16 protein-coding genes are annotated in these 16862 nt (G+C 52.8%); 3 read left to right on the plus strand and 13 right to left on the minus strand.

The features are described from left to right. Positions 1-275: 275 nt before the first annotated feature. The 13 genes from meaB to PQG83_RS04700 form a co-directional block, all read right to left on the minus strand. The gene (meaB, locus tag PQG83_RS04640) at positions 276-1052 is read right to left on the minus strand and encodes a methylmalonyl Co-A mutase-associated GTPase MeaB (protein WP_312747346.1); all 777 of its coding nucleotides are present in this window, start codon (positions 1050-1052) and stop codon (positions 276-278) included. Continuing rightward, positions 1021-1518, minus strand: coding sequence for a Zn-ribbon domain-containing OB-fold protein (locus tag PQG83_RS04645; RefSeq protein WP_312747348.1), 498 nt, complete (start codon positions 1516-1518; stop codon positions 1021-1023). Before PQG83_RS04645 ends, meaB begins: the two co-directional genes overlap by 32 nt. A 7-nt stretch (positions 1519-1525) precedes the next feature. Beyond that, positions 1526-2809: a thiolase C-terminal domain-containing protein gene (locus tag PQG83_RS04650; protein WP_312747349.1), complete on the minus strand. Its 1284-nt coding sequence runs from the start codon at positions 2807-2809 to the stop codon at positions 1526-1528. After that, positions 2806-3207, minus strand: coding sequence for a cobalamin B12-binding domain-containing protein (locus tag PQG83_RS04655; RefSeq protein ID WP_312747350.1), 402 nt, complete (start codon positions 3205-3207; stop codon positions 2806-2808). The genes PQG83_RS04650 and PQG83_RS04655 overlap by 4 nt, the downstream gene beginning before the upstream one ends. Further along, the gene (locus PQG83_RS04660; protein WP_312747352.1) at positions 3204-4058 is read right to left on the minus strand and encodes an MBL fold metallo-hydrolase; all 855 of its coding nucleotides are present in this window, start codon (positions 4056-4058) and stop codon (positions 3204-3206) included. Before PQG83_RS04660 ends, PQG83_RS04655 begins: the two co-directional genes overlap by 4 nt. Positions 4059-4201: 143 nt before the next feature. Beyond that, entirely contained in the window at positions 4202-5869 is a 1668-nt protein-coding gene (locus tag PQG83_RS04665) for an acyl-CoA mutase large subunit family protein (protein ID WP_312747355.1), read from the minus strand. 23 nt (positions 5870-5892) lie between these two features. Next, positions 5893-6756 carry a 3-hydroxyacyl-CoA dehydrogenase family protein gene (locus PQG83_RS04670; RefSeq protein ID WP_312747357.1) on the minus strand — a complete coding sequence of 288 codons (864 nt, stop codon included), beginning with the start codon at positions 6754-6756 and terminating at the stop codon, positions 5893-5895. Positions 6757-6812: 56 nt separating this feature from the next. After that, positions 6813-8003, minus strand: coding sequence for a thiolase family protein (locus tag PQG83_RS04675; protein ID WP_312747359.1), 1191 nt, complete (start codon positions 8001-8003; stop codon positions 6813-6815). Continuing rightward, positions 8000-9175 carry a dihydrolipoamide acetyltransferase family protein gene (locus PQG83_RS04680; RefSeq protein WP_312747361.1) on the minus strand — a complete coding sequence of 392 codons (1176 nt, stop codon included), beginning with the start codon at positions 9173-9175 and terminating at the stop codon, positions 8000-8002. The genes PQG83_RS04675 and PQG83_RS04680 overlap by 4 nt, the downstream gene beginning before the upstream one ends. 19 nt (positions 9176-9194) lie before the next feature. Continuing rightward, entirely contained in the window at positions 9195-10187 is a 993-nt protein-coding gene (locus PQG83_RS04685) for an alpha-ketoacid dehydrogenase subunit beta (RefSeq protein ID WP_312747363.1), read from the minus strand. Continuing rightward, positions 10184-11167 (minus strand): thiamine pyrophosphate-dependent dehydrogenase E1 component subunit alpha, encoded by a 984-nt coding sequence (locus PQG83_RS04690; protein ID WP_312747365.1) that lies wholly within the window; start codon positions 11165-11167, stop codon positions 10184-10186. Before PQG83_RS04690 ends, PQG83_RS04685 begins: the two co-directional genes overlap by 4 nt. Before the next feature lie 103 nt (positions 11168-11270). Continuing rightward, entirely contained in the window at positions 11271-13010 is a 1740-nt protein-coding gene (locus PQG83_RS04695; RefSeq protein WP_312747367.1) for a class I adenylate-forming enzyme family protein, read from the minus strand. Between the two features lie 85 nt (positions 13011-13095). Next, complete coding sequence (locus PQG83_RS04700) at positions 13096-13863, minus strand: iron-containing redox enzyme family protein (RefSeq protein WP_312747369.1); 768 nt, start codon at positions 13861-13863, stop codon at positions 13096-13098. A gap of 315 nt (positions 13864-14178) precedes the next feature. Here PQG83_RS04700 and PQG83_RS04705 point away from each other — a divergent pair, with 315 nt between their 5' ends. The 3 genes from PQG83_RS04705 to PQG83_RS04715 are packed head-to-tail and all read left to right on the plus strand — an operon-like array spanning position 14179 to position 16861. Further along, positions 14179-14730, plus strand: coding sequence for a VOC family protein (locus PQG83_RS04705; protein WP_312747371.1), 552 nt, complete (start codon positions 14179-14181; stop codon positions 14728-14730). Positions 14731-14774: 44 nt separating this feature from the next. Then, positions 14775-15881 (plus strand): homogentisate 1,2-dioxygenase, encoded by a 1107-nt coding sequence (locus PQG83_RS04710; protein ID WP_312747372.1) that lies wholly within the window; start codon positions 14775-14777, stop codon positions 15879-15881. Continuing rightward, positions 15878-16861: a fumarylacetoacetate hydrolase family protein gene (locus tag PQG83_RS04715; protein ID WP_312747374.1), complete on the plus strand. Its 984-nt coding sequence runs from the start codon at positions 15878-15880 to the stop codon at positions 16859-16861. The genes PQG83_RS04710 and PQG83_RS04715 overlap by 4 nt, the downstream gene beginning before the upstream one ends. Position 16862: the final 1 nt, after the last annotated feature.

Raw genomic sequence — 16862 nt, forward strand, 5'->3', positions numbered from 1 at the left:
CCCTTTTGTAAGGGGAGGATTGAGGTGGGGTAGAGTCTTGGATCCGTACGCATCTTGATGGGCATCGGAAAATTTTGGTTACAGTGGCAATGTGATGCCTCTACCTCCTCCTGCCCCCTCCTTACAAAGGAGGGGATTCTCTTCGCAGATCTGTCTAGTTCGAACAATCCACACGATTTCCTAAAGAGCCCTTTTTCTAAAGTGGGAACCTTTCGATAAAACTCAGGCCAGGCCCAATTGTTCAGCCCGTAACACGCTACGGGGAATATGTTCGTTTACCCGGAAACGGGTGCCTCAATTTCAAGGGACTGTTGGTGGCGGGTAATGGCCTCTACCAACGATGGAATACCTTCTCCGGTTGTGGCGGTCACCAGCAACACCTGTGGCACCCATTCCCGCAACGACTGAAGGGTTTCGTGCGCGCCGGCATGATCGGCCTTATTGACGACGACGATATGGGCCACTTCCAGGATTCCAGCTTTCATGGCCTGCACGTCATCACCAAGACCGGGAGCGACGACATCAACTACCGTTTGGGCTATCTGGGCAATTTCACCCTCTTCCTGTCCCATCCCGATGGTTTCAATCAACACGACATCAAACCCGGCCGCATCGAGAACGTGAATGGCGTCCTGTGTCGCCAGGGCCAGGCCACCCCGGTGTCCTCTCGTGCCCATGCTCCGGATGTAGACACGATCATCCAACGAATGGTGCTGCATGCGAATGCGATCGCCCAGAATGGCGCCGCCGGTTAACGAACTGCTGATATCCACGGCCAGCACACCGACCTTTTTCCCTTGTGAGCGATACGCCGTAATCAATTGATCGATCACGGTACTTTTTCCCGCGCCGGGATACCCGGTGATCCCGATAATGCGTGCATGGCCGGAGAAAGGCTCGAGCCCCTCCAGGACCGCTATTCTTTCCGGCCCATCGGATTCCAACAAGCTAATGGCACGGGAAATTGCTCTGATGTTTCCGGTTCGGACTTCCTCGATTACGGAGGGAATCGTTAAGAATTTATGTGAGGCCGAGGGGTTCGAACCAGACATCGGTCACCTTAAATGTTGGAGCTTTGGCGAAACGCGGACGGATCGGTAGCCCAATGTGAACGTGATCAGGTGAAATATTTTTCAGACGGGTGAGAAAGAGGGTGTTCACATTTTTAAATTCCACCAGAGTCAGGATAAACGGGGTTTCTTTGAGAAAACTTTCGCTACCATAATGACAGACTGTGAAGGTATGGACGCATCCGGTCAGTGGAAGCTTTTCCCATGTGGTGGCTGCCCCACATTCCATGCAATGAGATCGGGGTGTGGCGTACATATATTGACAGCGTGTACACCGTGATCCCAACAGATCTCCTTTACTCAATCCAACAAAAAAGGGAGAATCCTGGGCATAACTGTGGCGGTAATCAATGTCGTAGTGGTCCTGGATGATTAATGGATCGACCCCAAAGAGATTGACCCCTTTGTGTTCCGGCAAGGTTTGTTCTGAGGTTTCGAAGTGTTTCATGATGTGGTTATGTCCTCTCCAAGATCGACACCGTGATAGAGGTCCCGGTGCCCGCATGACTATGGATGAGTCCACGTCGAGGATCGCGAAGTTGTAATGCCGGACTGCCTAAATGCCTCTCGATCGTGTCTTGTAATTGCCAAAATGCAAAGACGGCCTGCATCAGACCTGTGGCTCCGATCGGATGGCCGCAGGCCAAGAGCCCTCCGGATGGATTCACGGGGAGTCGTCCTTGGTCCGGTAACGGCAAGCCATACTCAATCCCCGGCATAAACGGGGTACCCTTTTCAATAAAACTGCCGCCTTCCCCATATTTACACAACCCAAGATCTTCATAGGATTGAATTTCAGAGGAGGTATAGGCATCGTGAAGTTCGACAAAGCTTAATTCTTCCAGTGGATTCCGGATGCCGGCCATTTCGTAGGCCAGTTTTGCTGCCATACGCCCCCCGCGATAGGAATGCACCCCGGGGTATTTGAGCCGGGCATAATCGGATTCCTGCTCGTGCGGAAGCAGCGGAACTTTTCCATGCGGCCGGTCAGCCATGCGCATGGCATCTGACCCTGAGCCTATGCCGGTGATGTGCACCGGCCGGTCACAGACCTGTTCCGCAATGGTTTCGTCCGCCAGAATGCAGACGGCTGCTCCATCGGACATGGTGCAGATATCTTCCATGGTCAATGGGGTGGCCACCATGGGCGATTCCCGAACCTGTTTGACGGTGAGCCGTTTCGCTTTTTGCGCATAGGGATTGTACAGAGCATTCAGATGATTTTTGACGGAGACCATGGCCATCTGTTCAACCGTGGTGCCAAATTCATGCATATGGCGATTGACCATCATGGCATAGTACCCGCTGTAAAACCCTCCAACCGGAAAGTCGAAATTCGTATCGGAAGCCAACGCAATAAATTCGTTCCCTTTCCAGGTGTTGACCCGGGACATGGTTTCAAACCCGAAGGCGACACAACAATTCATCCGCTCCGAAGCAATCGCTTCCCAAGCCGATTGGAAACACAACCCTCCCGTGGCCCCGCCCCCTTCGACGCGTTTGGAGGGTTTGGGACATAGGCCCAGATAATCGTGTGCCATGCTGCCGGCCATCGATTGGCGGGTGAAATGATCTGAAAAATAGGAGCCGACCCCTCCATCGATCATGTCTTTCGATAATCCGGGTACGTCCTGGAGGGCGGCGTCATAGGCTTCTTTGACCATCAGACGAAAATCTTTTTCCGGATGGGCTTTGGCGAATTTTGTGATCCCGCCGCTGATCATATAGACGGGTCTCATCGGGGCAGTCCTTTCACGAATTCCACAATGCGTGACATCGAGGTGCCGGGAGGGAACAGGGCCCGCACACCGGTTTCCATTAGAGGGCCGACATCATCAGAGGGGATAATGCCTCCACCGAAGACGGCAATATCCTCGGCATGATGCGTTTTCAGTAATTCCAGGACCCGTGGAAACAGAGAGGTATGGGCACCGGAATGAATGCTGAGGCCTATCGCGTTCACGTCCTCTTGAATGGCGATATTGACGACCTGCTCGGGGGTTTGGTGCAACCCGGTATAAATGACCTCCACGCCGGAGTCTCGCAGGGCCCGGGCTACCAGTTTCACGCCGCGGTCGTGGCCATCCAAACCAACCTTTCCGATCAGGACTCGAATGGGCGTCGTTGCTGTGGTCATGCTGTTCTCGCTTCCTCTGCAGGTTTCAAGAAATATTTGCCTTCCGGGTCTTTGTGGACGTACCCCATCTCAATCCGGGGGTCATGTTCGAAAATCAGGAGCCATCCTTCCTCGTAGGCTTGATCGAGAATCCATCGTTTGGTTTCCAGCGTCTGTAGCGGAAAGAGGTCATAGCCCATAATATAGGGGAGGGGCAGGTGAGAGACCGTGGGAATACAATCACCTAAAAAGAAGGCCGTGTGTCCTTCGGATTCAATCTTGACGCTTTGGTGGTATTTGGTATGGCCGGGGGTGACCACCATTGAGACACCGGGAAGCCACTCGGTCGTGCCTGTGACAAACTCACATTGGTGATGTTCCAGAATAGGAATGAAATTTTCCTGACGGTAACTGGCCTTGGTCCGTTCATTCGCCTTGATGGCATCTTCAAATTCTCCGCGTTGCACCAGATAGCGTGCCATCGGAAACGTCGGGATCGTCCGTCCTTTTTCATCACACCGCGTGTTGCCTCCGGCATGATCGAAATGAAGATGGGTATTGATCACCATATCGATATCCTTCGGGGCAAGGCGGTAGTGGTGTAAGGCATCATGAAGCGAAGAGGATTGATCCACGGCAAACATTCGATGAAATTTTTTGTCTTGTTTTGAGCCCAGTCCCGTATCGACGAGGATGTTCTTCCCATGTGCCTGAATCAGCAGACAGGTCAAGCTGAGCGGGATGCGGTGGTGATCGTCGGCCGGACAACATTTCTCCCAGATTACCCTGGGAACCACCCCGAACATCGCTCCGCCGTCAAGCCGGAACCGGCCGTCTGTCACAGGATAAATGTTAAATTGTCCAAGTTTCACAGGATTGGTCCCTTCTGTGTTGAGGAAAAGGGTTTTCGGCTACAGGAATATTGGTGAAATCCGTCTGCCGGTTTGCTCTGTGACCTCCTTACGGATCAAGTCCTGAAGGCCAACATGGCTTGTGGTCCTCAGGCTGAGACAACTTATAAGACAACCGGTTCACGATAGGTTCCAAAGACTCCCTTTAAGGCTCCACATATTTCTCCCAATGTGGCCCTGGCTTTGACGGCGTGCATCAGGTGTGGCAACAGATTTTCGCCGGATTGTGCGAACCATTGAATTTCGTGAAGCGCTTCAGCCACTTTCTTGGGGTCCCGGTTGGCGCGAAACGAACGTAAACGTTCCCGCTGATACTGTTCGACTTCCTTTCCGATTCGCAGGGTGGGAATGGTGTACTGCTCCGACTCAACGTACTCATTGACCCCGACGATGATACGTTCTTTCCGTTCGATTTCCTCCTGGTAGTGCTGGGACGCTTCCAGAATCTCTCGTTGTGGGAACCCTCGTTCGATGGCGGCCAACATGCCTCCCATGGCATCCAGCTTGCGAAAGTATTCGCGGGCACCTTCTTCCATCCGGTTGGTGAGGTGCTCAATAAAGTAGGAACCGGCCAGAGGATCAACCGTGTTGGTGACCCCGCTTTCATGAGCAATGATTTGTTGGGTACGTAACGCCAGCGTCACAGCCTCCTGAGTGGGCAGAGACAGCGTCTCATCCATGGAATTGGTATGCAGTGATTGCGTGCCGCCGAGCACGGCTGCCAGAGCCTGAAGGGTTGTGCGCACCACATTGTTCATGGGTTGTTGCGCCATGAGGGAACAGCCTGCTGTCTGGGCATGGAAGCGGAGCTGGAACGAGCGTGGATTGTTGGGGTGGTATCGGTCTTTCATCTCCTGCGCCCACACGCGTCGTGCCGCTCGAAACTTGGCAATTTCCTCAAAAAAGTCGTTATGCGAATTAAAGAAAAAGGACAGTTGTGGGGCAAAGGCGTCAATCGGCAATCCTGCCTGAACGGCGGCTTCGACATAGGTCAGCCCGTTATACAGGGTAAAGGCCAGTTCCTGCACGGCGGTGGATCCGGCTTCCCGGATGTGATACCCGCTAATGCTGATGGGATGCCATTTCGGCACGTGTTCACTGCAGTAGCCGATGGTGTCCGTGATCAACCGCATGTGGGGTGCAGGGGGGAACAACCATTCTTTTTGTGCGATATATTCTTTGAGGATATCGTTTTGCAGGGTGCCATTGAGCCGAGTCAGCGGGATGCCTTGCCGTTCAGCCAGAGTGAGATACATGGCGAATATCACGGCGGCCGGGCCATTGATCGTCATGGAGACCGATACCCGATTCAAAGGGATTCCGTCGAAGAGTGTGGCCATGTCTTCCAAAGACGAAATTGCGACCCCACAATAGCCTACCTCCCCAAGAGCCTGCGGATCATCTGAATCCAGGCCCATGAGGGTCGGCATATCAAACGCGACGCTCAGACCGGTTTGTCCCTGATCCAGGAGATATTTGAAACGGGCGTTGGTGTCATGAGCCGTCCCGAACCCTGCGAATTGCCGCATCGTCCATAGCCGACTGCGGTACATCGTCTGGTGAATCCCACGTGTGTAAGGAAAGTCTCCAGGATGCCCGAGGTCACGTTCAGGATCCCAATCTCTGAGGTCTTCCTGCGTATATTGTTCGGCAATCGGCAGTCCGGACAAGGCCGTACAGGGCGTCTTCCGGTCCTGAGGATAATGAGAGGCCGGACGTTTTTCAGCCGAATCCTTCTGATGGACCACCGGTGAATCGTGAGCAATCTTCATGGCGTCATATCCTGACAAGGGGGTCAAGGTTGATAGGTGTAAAATCCTCTTCCTGACTTTCGACCCAACCAACCCGCCTCGACATATTTTCGAAGAAGCGGACACGGGCGAAACTTTTGATCGCCGAATTCTTGATATAAAATTTCGCAAATGTTGAGCACGGTATCCAAACCGATACGATCGGCTAAGGCCAGTGGGCCTACAGGGTGGTTGGTGCCATAAGTCATGGCCTTGTCGATCATGTCGACGGTCGCGATGCCTTCGGCTAAGGCAAAAATGGCTTCATTGACCATCGGCATGAGCAGGCGATTGACAATGAAACCCGGAGAATCTTTGGATTCCACCACAACTTTTCCCATGCGGTCGGCAAGTCCGGCGAGAAGCGAGATGGTCTCATCGCTGGTTCGCAAACCTCGAATGAGTTCGACCAATTTCATGACTGGGACCGGATTCATAAAATGCATGCCGGCGACCTGAGCGTCTCGCCCCGACATGGCCCCCAGTTTTGTGATGGATATCGAGGAGGTATTGCTGGCCAGGATCACCTCCGGTTTGCAGATTGCGCCAAGCTCTTGGAACAGCTCGCATTTCATTTCAAAATTTTCGGGGGCGGCTTCCAGGATCAGGTGACGATCAGTCATATCCCCGAGGGATTGGGTGGTCCGGATTCGTTTTAAGGCCGCTTCGCCCTCCGAAGCCGGGATGATGCCATCCTGAATTTGTTTGGCGAGTCCCTTGTGAATGCGTTCAAGAGCGGCTTCCAGGGATCCGGTGTGGATATCGTAGAGGAAGACCTCACAGCCTGCGAGCGCAGATACGAACGCAATGCCCGCACCCATTTGGCCGGCTCCTACGACACCAATGGTTTGTATGGCCTGTGATGGCATGTACGCTTCTCCTCCAGTCCAAACCGAAACGTGATCGGGGGCGTGAATACCATGTGCTAGGGCATGCGTTCGATCACGACAGCCAGGGCCTCGCCTCCACCAATACAGAGACTGGCAAGCCCCAAACGGCCACCTCTGGCTTCCAGTGCGTAGAGCAGGGTGGTCATCATCCGTGCGCCGGTAGCTCCGATTGGATGGCCAAGCGCCACGGCACCTCCGTTCACATTGACTTTTGCCGGGTCCAGGTTGAGTTCCCGGTTAATGGCGAGAGACACCGAGCTAAAGGCTTCATTGATTTCAAAGAGATCAATCTGCTCGATGGTCAGACCTGTCTGCTTCAGAACTTTTTGGATGGCGTGAACCGGGGCGATGGTAAACCACTCGGGTGCTAATGCGGCGCCGGCATACCCGATGATTCGTGCCAACGGTTTGATGCCATGGCGTTCGGCCTCTCTTTCTTCCATCAGGACAAGGGCTGCCGCACCGTCATTGCAAGATGGGGAATTGCCGACCGTCAGCATGCCGTCTTCTTTAAACACGGGTTTCAAACTGGACAGTTTTTCAAGATTGACACGATTCGGTTCCTCATCGTCGGTCACGAGAATCGGCCCGCCTTTTTTTTGAGGCACTTCGACGGGTACGATTTCCTGTTTGAAGGCACCGGTCGCGATGGCCATGCGGGCCCGGCGATAGCTTTCAATCGTAAAGTCATCAAGGGCCTTCCGGCTGAGTTGATACTTGGACGCACAGAGTTCCCCACCCTGACCCATGTGAAAATCGTTATAGACGTCCCAGAGGCCATCCTTGATCAGGCTATCGACCAGTTCCCCATGACCAAGCCGATAGCCTTGTCTGGCCCTGGTCAAGAGATACGGGGCGCCGGTCATGCTTTCCATGCCTCCGGCAACCAGAATGCGGGCTTCTCCCAATTTAATGGCCTGAGTGGCCATAATGATGGCCATAAGACTGGACCCGCAGACCTTGTTGATGGTGGTTGCGCCCACCGAGTCGGGCAGGCCGGCTCCAAGCGCGGCTTGCCTTGCGGGTGCCTGTCCGAGTCCGGCAGCCAACACGCAACCCATATAGACCTCGTCCACCAACGCCCCTGACAGGTGAACCCGATGTAAGCTTTCGGCAATGGCCAGACTTCCAAGTTTCGTAGCGGGAACCGGGCTGAAGACGCCCTGAAAGCTTCCCATGGGAGTGCGGACCGCGCTCACAATGACCCCGTATTTGGTCTCAGTCATGAGGTGACCTCCCATGCCGGTTGTTCCAGGACAGATTTCACCATGAGCATAAATTGATCGGCTGTGGCTCCATCGATGACCCGATGATCAAAGGCAAGGCTCAAGTAGGCCATGGAGCGAATTTCAATGGACTCGTTCACGACTACTGCTCGCCGCTGAACAGCGCCAACGCCAAGAATGGCGATTTGCGGTTGGTTGATGATCGGGGTGCTGAAGAGGCTGCCGGTCCCTCCATGATTGGTGATGGTAAATGTCCCTCCTTGGACTTCCTCGGGCTGGAGTTGTTTGCTTCGTGCCCGTTGAGACAGATCGGCGACTTCCGTACCCAATTGCCGAAGATCTTTTTGATCGGCATGCTTGATGACTGGAACCAATAATCCTTCTTCTACGGCGACAGCTATACCAATATGAACGGCATGCTTAATGATGAGACCTTTGGCAGACCAGGAGGAATTGAGAATCGGAAAGGCGTGAATCCCCTGCGTGACCGCTTTGATCACAAAAGGCAGATAGGTCAGATGCAACTCCTGTCTGGTGTGTTCGACTGTTGTGAAGTCGGCTTCAAAGAACGTCACCACGTGGGCTGCGGTCTGTCGACTCTTGACCATGCGTTCCGCAATTGTTCGTCGCATGGAGCTCAGCGGAATTACCTCTTCTTCAGGGGAAGAGGTCACTGATGCGGGCTGTCCCTTTAGCGACTCGCCGGACTCTTTTCCGGCCAGACCTTGTTTGTCCAGAAATTCCAGAATGTCCTTTTTGGTAATCCGTCCATTCATGCCTGTTCCGGTGATGAGGCTGAGGTCCACCTGGTGCTTCGCGGCAAGGTCTCGAACAGCCGGTGAGAGGAGGTCAGGGGATCCTGAGATTGTTGAGTGGCCGTGACCGGACGATACCGGAATTGTGCTTGTCGCGGAATCACCGTTTCCGGATTCGGAATGGTAATCGAGTCGCGCAAGAAGGGTGCCCACCGGGACCGTTTCCCCTTCCTGAATCAAAATCTCGGTTAAGGCTCCGGTCGCCGGGGAAGGAATATCCAATGCGACTTTATCGGTTTCCACCTCTAACAGGGAATCATCTTTTTTTACCTGGGCCCCCAGCGGAACGAGCCATTTCACGATGGTACCTTCGGCAATGCTTTCACCTAACTGCGGCATGACGATGTCGGTGGCCATGAATTACTCCCCTGTGTACTCAATAGGCCGCCAATTGGCGGGCGGCGGTGATGACGTCATGAGCGTTCGGAAGAAAAAAGTCCTCCAGCGGGGGACTATAGGGCACGGGAATATCGGGGGCTGCGATCCGCATAATCGGCGCATCAAGTGCGTTGAAGCATTCTTCAGCCAGGATCGCAGCAATTTCACCACCGATTCCTCCGGTCTTCGTATCTTCGTGGAGAATAATCACTTTCCCCGTTTTTCGAACCGAGTCTTTGACGGTGTCGGTATCAAGAGGGCTCAGGGTGCGAAGATCCACGACTTCCATGTCGATCCCTTCCTGATCCAAGGCCTCGGCTGCCTCTAATGCCACGTGGACCATGGCTCCATAGGTGATGACGGAGATCTCGCTTCCTGTCCGTTTGATCTCGGCTTCCCCGATCGGGACGATATACTCTTCAGCAGGAAGCACCTCCTTCACGCGCCGGTACAAAAATTTATGTTCAAAATAAATGACGGGGTTATGATCCCGGATCGCGGCCTTCAACAATCCTTTGGCGTCATAAGCAGTTGAGGGCGCCACCAGTTTCAACCCGGGGGTATGAAAGAACCAGGCTTCCGGGCACACGGAATGGAAGGGCCCTCCATGAGTCCCTCCCCCGAAGGGTGCGCGGATGACCAGAGGCACCTCTGCTCCCCAGCGATAGTGATTCTTGGCGGCCATCTCGGTAATTTGATCGAACGCACAGGAAATGAAATCCGCAAATTGCATTTCAACCACGGGTCTCATGCCCATCATCGCCGCTCCAATTGCGGCGCCGACAATTCCGGATTCCGCCAGAGGGGTGTCCAGCACTCTCCATTCACCATACTTATCTTGAAACCCTTCCGTGACACGAAATGCCCCGCCGTAAGGGCCGATATCTTCTCCCATCAGGAAGACCCGTTCATCCTGGCTCATTTCTTCATCAAGGGCTTGGGAAATGGCTTCCAGATAGGTCACTTCATGTGTGATAGCGGATGTGGTCATATCAGTACCTCCACGGGATTAGCCGCAAAGACGCCTTCCAACGCTTCTGAACCCTCCGGAAGAGGGCTTTGTTCCGCGAACTCCAAGGCGGATTCAATTTCCTTTTCAACCCTCATATGAATTTCCTGAAATTCGGGTTGACCGGCATACCCCAATTCTTTCAGCCGACGTTCCGCCTTCAGAATGGGATCTTTCTTCTTCCACTCCTCCAAGAGTTCTCGAGGCACATATTTGGCGGAATCATGCTCCGAATGCCCGTGCATACGCATGGTTTTGCATTCGATAAAGGTGGGACCCCCTCCGTTCCTGGCACGTTGAAAGGCCCGTTGTGCCGTCAGAAAGACGGAGGCGACATCGTTTCCGTCCACAATTTCACCGGGTATGGCATAGGCTTTTGCTCGTTCGACGACATCTTTGATGGCCATCTGATGGTGAAGAGGGGTGGAGTAGGCGTACTGGTTGTTATTGCAAAAGAACACCACCGGCAGCCGGCGAACGGACGCGAAGTTCAACGCTTCATGAAAATCTCCCCGACTGGTCCCTCCATCTCCTGTATTGGCGGCGACAATACGGGATTCACCGCGCAGCTTAAACGCCAGAGCCACTCCGGTCGCAACGGGAAGATTGTCAGCCAGATGACTGACAAAGGCGATGATGCCACGTTTCAGGTCGCCCATATGCACGTTGCCGTCCTTTCCTTTGGTGGGTCCGGTGCGTTTGCCAAGATATTGCGCTAAGACTTCACCCGGCGTAATGCCTCTGACTAAGAACGCGCCCATATCCCGGTGGAAGGGGGCGATAATGTCATCGGTCTGAAGGGCGGAAGCATAACCCACCGAAATCGCCTCCATTCCATGGCTGGTGTATGCACCACCGACGATGCGACCTTGCCGATACAAAGTGGTCACTCGTTCCTCCAACGCTCTGGTGAGTTTAAGGAAATAATAGAGGTGGAGAAATTCAGATTGTGAAATCTCCATAACACTCTCCTTTTGTCTAGACATGAATAGTTATCCTCTTGTTGGTCATTGGGTGTGGTATGGGTGATACGTTATGTCACTCTCCTATTCGCTGACGACCTCCTCAAGCCGTCTGATGCTTTGGAGTTGAGCCGCGTTGCACAGAGCGGAATTGGACGTCGCAATAGCGTGCCAATGCCGAGCTCAACCTCGCCTTTAACTCCAAACGTTTGGGCTTCCCCGTTGTCGTATAGGGCACTTCCTGGCCAAACATAAAGACCTTGGGACACTTGGCAAAGGGCAATGTCTTGCGGCACCATGTGACCATTTCATCTTCCGAAGGTTGCGGCATATGTTCTTTGACCACGAGGTATCCGGCAATTTCTTCTCCGTAGAGACGGTTTTCGAATGAAACGGCCATACCGAATTTGACGGAAGGGTGTTTTCTGAGTACTTCATCAATTTCCAAGGGTGATATATTCACACCCCCGCGGATGATTAATTCCTTCAGTCGCCCGGATATGAAAAAATACGGGCGATCAGCCTGATCACGAACGAAGAACCCCTCATCTCCCGACCGGAACCATCCCCACCGGAAACTTTCCTCATTCGCATCCGGTCGTTTCAAGTAACCTGAACACACCGTTTGTCCGCGGATACAAATTTCCCCCCTTTCCATCTCGCCGACCGGTTGTCCCTGGGGATTGAGAATCGCCATGTCGTTGTAAGGAATGGCGAGGCCAATGGATGGATAGTCATAGTCCGTGAGCCAGTGCCTGTGTTCTTGTGCGGAAAGGTTAACGGGGAGAAAACTGGCATAACACGTGGTTTCAGATAGTCCGTACCCATGACGAACCGGAGCATGAAATTGATGCTCAAACCGTGACACCGTGTCCTTTAGGAGAGGGCCGGCCCCGCAAATCAATCCTTGAAAATGGTCAAGCCGGTATTGCCGGTTATCCCGAGCTCCTTCCAGCAGGAACTCCAGAATGGTAGGGACCACGCTCACGCAGGTAACCCCTTCATCCTGGATTCGGTTCCAAAACGCGGACTGACGAAAACGCCGGTTCAGCACGGACCTGCCCTGTCCGTAAAATGGGGTGAGGAGTGTGACAACAATTCCGTTCACATGATGGATCGGCAGCACACACATGAGGCAATGACCTTTTTCCAATCGGTGCCATTTTGCAATGCCGTGGGCATCGACGAGAAGATTTTCAATCGTGAGCACGACTCCTTTCGGCGGTCCCGTCGTTCCGGAGGTGTAGACAATCAATGCGTCATCCTGGAGAGCAGCTTGATCGAGAGTTCCGTGGTTGTGTGTTTGAGCTGGGCGAGGTTGACCCATCATGTTCATGAGCGGTGAGGTTCCATTCCCGAGAGAGACGAGATGCCGAAGATGGGGGAGTCGATTCCGGATATCCTGGAGGGCTTCGTATTCGGTTCCCCAGCAAAAGGCCACGCAGGCCTCTGAATGTTCCAGAATGTAGGAGCGGCGGTCTTCGGTTTCATTGATATCAATCGGCACCACCACGGCTCCCAGGACCCAGGCGGCATAATACATCACCACAGTAAAGTCATGATTAAACAGCAGGGTGGCAATGCGATCGCCCCGTTGGACCTCCAGTTGCTCACGCAGGAAGGTCACGGTTCGATTGACGGCGTTTCCGAATTCCTCATAGGTATAGCTTCGAACCATTCCGGAATCGTCGTAATATGTTAAGTACACCTCTTTCCTCAGTGCCGGATCGGCCACCCGCTGCTGAAAAAAATTCGCAAACGAAGAATAGGGGATTTCGAGGAGCGGGTTTTCGTTCCGATGGGCCTCTTGAATATGTTTATTCAAGGAAATCGTTTCAATCATCCGTTTTACCCTCTAAGTACTCATCCCCGGATTAGCATGAGGTCTCGTGAGCGAAGGCCATTTTCATCCTTAACCAAGGGTTCTTTCATCGCGCATCTCCGAGTGTGACATGCCTGTTCCTGGAATGCGCCCCGTGATGGTTGGGGATGTTCATCGTGCGTTGACGCTCAAGACCCATCCAGAACCCCTCTAAATAGTTCAGAACCTGTCGGACGCCGTCGTGAAAATCCTGTTGCTCCTGAACAGAGAGTGTCCCCTGAGCAGAGCCATGTCCTTCCATGGCCGCAACTGCATGCACCATGGCTTCCTCATGAGTGGATTCCAGTTCACGATGGAAGGTGAAATACCTCATATCAAGGTCGGGAAATCTTTGACGACGCAAAGCCTGTAAGCCGGGAATGAGGTGATCCCACATGGTAATTGCCATGTTTTCCAGGCCAAATGAAGCTCCCATGGCTTGTTCATGGAGTCCGCTGCTGTACAATTCTTCCAACCCCTCAATATAGGCCCGGGTAGAAGGCATCATCGGTGTAGTCAGGGCTTGATGAAGATCGATGTCGAGGGAACGCAGGAAATGCCGATAGAGCAACTCATGTCTGTTCTCAGGATTTCCCTCCCCTAATTCTGAGTACAAAACCCGTGTCAATTCCTCCGCTATGGATTCGTCCTCGGTGTTGACCAGTTGTGCGACAAGAATTTTTGGAAAGAACCGGGCAAAGTTATAAAACTCCACTGCAAACGCATAGAGTTCTTCATCGGATGCGACACCCTTTTTAAACCAATTTAGGTAAGAGTTGTTAATGGCACCATGATGAAGTACGAACTCCCGCATCTCCCGATAAAATCCTGACATGGTGGCCTCCTTAATCGGAACCTATAAGTAAGTCCAATTCCAGTAGCTTTCTGTGGTGATTGCCAGTCATGAATTAAATGATAAAATGTTATTATCATAATAAAACTTTTATAGATAACAAGCAATGATTGCATATAGTAAGGATATTGTAGGGACCATTTTAATTGATAATTTAATAAAAGATTGCCAATGATTATTTTTTAATGGTAAGTTATAATTAATTTGCTGGCTAAGGCTAATGACAGACCGGACGACACTGAGATTTATGAGGTCTGCAGGAGCCGTTTCATATTCCTGATAGGGAAGGAGAATCCAATGGGTGACACGGTTGGAATTGATCACATTACCCTTTGTGTGAATGATCTTCATGCTGCCGAACACCTGTTTAACAACATTCTCGGTTTCCGAACGATCTGGTCTGCCGATGATGTGGGATCCGACAGATCTAGCATGGACACCATTGTGGTTCAGCGGAACAACATTCGAGTGGCCCTTATGCAAGGCCGGGATAAAACCGGGAAATCACAGATTACGGAGTTTGTCGAACGGTTTGGGCCAGGCATTCAGCATGTCGCGTTGGAAGTGGACGACATCGAAACCGTGTGCCAGGAATGGGAAGCCCATGGCGTGAAATTCAGCGGACCCGTAAAAGAAGGTCGGGATGGATTCGGTCCGCTCCGTCAGCGTTTTACGTATCCCCTTTTTCCCGGCAGTGGAATTTTCTTCGAATTGACTCAGCGTAGACAGGGACAGGAGGAGTCAAAGACTTTTGTGAAGAGCACGGTCGAGTCCTTATATCAGGATATTGAGCGGGATCAAACGCAGGGCGTCGAACAGACCATTATTGATTTTGGGCATATCCCCTAAGCAAGCATGGCCATAGCGGATTCATGCTGACAGAAAGGACCCCCATGTACTTAACACGGAAAGGTCAATCGCCCCGGCAAGCGCACGTCAATATTCCATCAGGGCTGTATGAAGAGGAACATGGACGCAAAGGATTTGCCGGTCCAGCTTCCCATCTGTATCGATCCCACCCTCCAACCAACTGGCTTCGCATCGATGGGCCTTGCCGGCCTCGCGCCTTCCAGTGCAGCGACCTGACCCCTCCAGATTTTTTTTCCGGGGAAAGCCGGCCGGTTGAAATATTACGAAGTCCGGATGTCCTGCTGTCAATTTCCCGCCGGAAAGAAACGATGCCGTATTACTTTCGCAATGCGGATGGCGATGAAGTGCATTTTGTGCATAAAGGGCGTGGCCTGCTGGAAACCGATTACGGCGTGTTGACCTATGAACCCGGAGACTATCTGGTCATTCCCAAAGGGACCACCTACCGTATGGTGGTAGAAGAAGGACCCGGTGTCATGTTGGTTATCGAAACTTCTGAACCTGTCATGCTGCCCGAACGGGGTTTGTTGGGACAGCACGCTCTATTTGATCCCGAGGTCCTTGTGGTCCCCGAACTTTCAGCGCCCGTCACCACACAGCCTCAACATGAATGGGAGCTTCGCATCAAACGTGATGGAACGTTTACCAAGGTGTTTTATCCTTTTTCTCCATTGGATGTGGTCGGGTGGAAGGGAGAGGTTTGGCCAACGAAACTCAACGTTCGGGATTTTCGGCCGGTGACCAGTCCCCGCTATCACTTGCCTCCGAGCGTGCACGCGACCTTCCAGGCGGGAAGGGTGTGGATTTCAACGTTTGCCCCCAGACCGCTGGAGAGTGAGCCAGGTGCATTGAAAATTCCCTTTTATCATCGGAATACGGATTTTGATGAAGTCCTGTTTTATCACGAGGGAAATTTCTTCAGCCGGTCGGGCATCCATCCGGGAACCCTGACCCTGCATCCTCAGGGCATCCATCATGGACCCCATCCAGGCGCAGTTGAGGCCAGTAAAACACAAACACAGACGAATGAAATCGCGGTGATGGTGGAGTCACAGCAGCCCCTTACCGTGATGCTTGAGGCTGAGGCTGTTGAATTAAAAAACTATTCCATGAGTTGGAGCACACCATGAAACTTGTCACCTTCCAGGTTCACACTCCAGTCGGAAAATTTGCACGGGTCGGAGCATTCCACCATGAGTCCATCGTGGATCTGAACATGGCGTACACGCGGATGCTGGCGGATCAAGGGGAAGCGCAACCCTACAGGCTGGCCACATCGGAAGTCCCGTCCTCTATGCTGGAACTCCTTCAGGGGGAAGTGTCTGCGATGAATAGAGCCCGTGAGGCCTTTCATTATATTAGTGACAACGATCATGTGGTCCATGGACCTGATGGTGAAACGATTGTCTATACCAGGGAAGAGGTTTCGTTGCTTGCGCCGATCCCTCATCCCCCTCTCCTTCGTGATTTTATTGCCTTTGAGGCGCACATCGCCGCAACTTCCAAAAAACGAGGTCAACCGATACCCCCGGAGTGGTACAACGCGCCGGTTTATTATAAAGGCAATCCACAGACCATCATTGGACCCGAAGATGATCTGGTGTGGCCGTTACAGACGCAAAAACTCGATTATGAGCTGGAGTTGGCCTGCGTCATTGGTCGAAAGGGGAGAGATATACCGGCGGATAAGGCGTGGGACTACATTGCCGGCTATACCATCATGAATGATTTTAGTGCGCGGGATATTCAATTCCTGGAAATGGCCTGTCGGCTGGGACCCGCGAAGGGGAAGGATTTTGCCACGGCGTTGGGGCCCTGTCTGGTGACGCCGGATGAGATTCCAGACCTGAAGCAACTCGCCATGGAGGCTCGTGTCAACGGAGAAGTCTGGTCGAAAGGGTCCTTTGGAACCATTTACTGGTCGTTCGCTCAAATGATTGAACATGTGTCCAAGGGAGAAACGGTCTATCCCGGCGAAGTGTTCGGCTCTGGAACCGTAGGTGGGGGATGTGGATTGGAGATCAATCGGTTTTTACAGCCGGATGATGTCGTGGAGCTGGAAATTCAGCCTATTGGCAAATTGAAAACGAAGATTACCAAGGAGCATTGAG

This window comes from Candidatus Nitrospira neomarina, assembly GCF_032051675.1.
Taxonomy (GTDB): Bacteria; Nitrospirota; Nitrospiria; order Nitrospirales; family UBA8639; genus Nitrospira_E; species Nitrospira_E neomarina.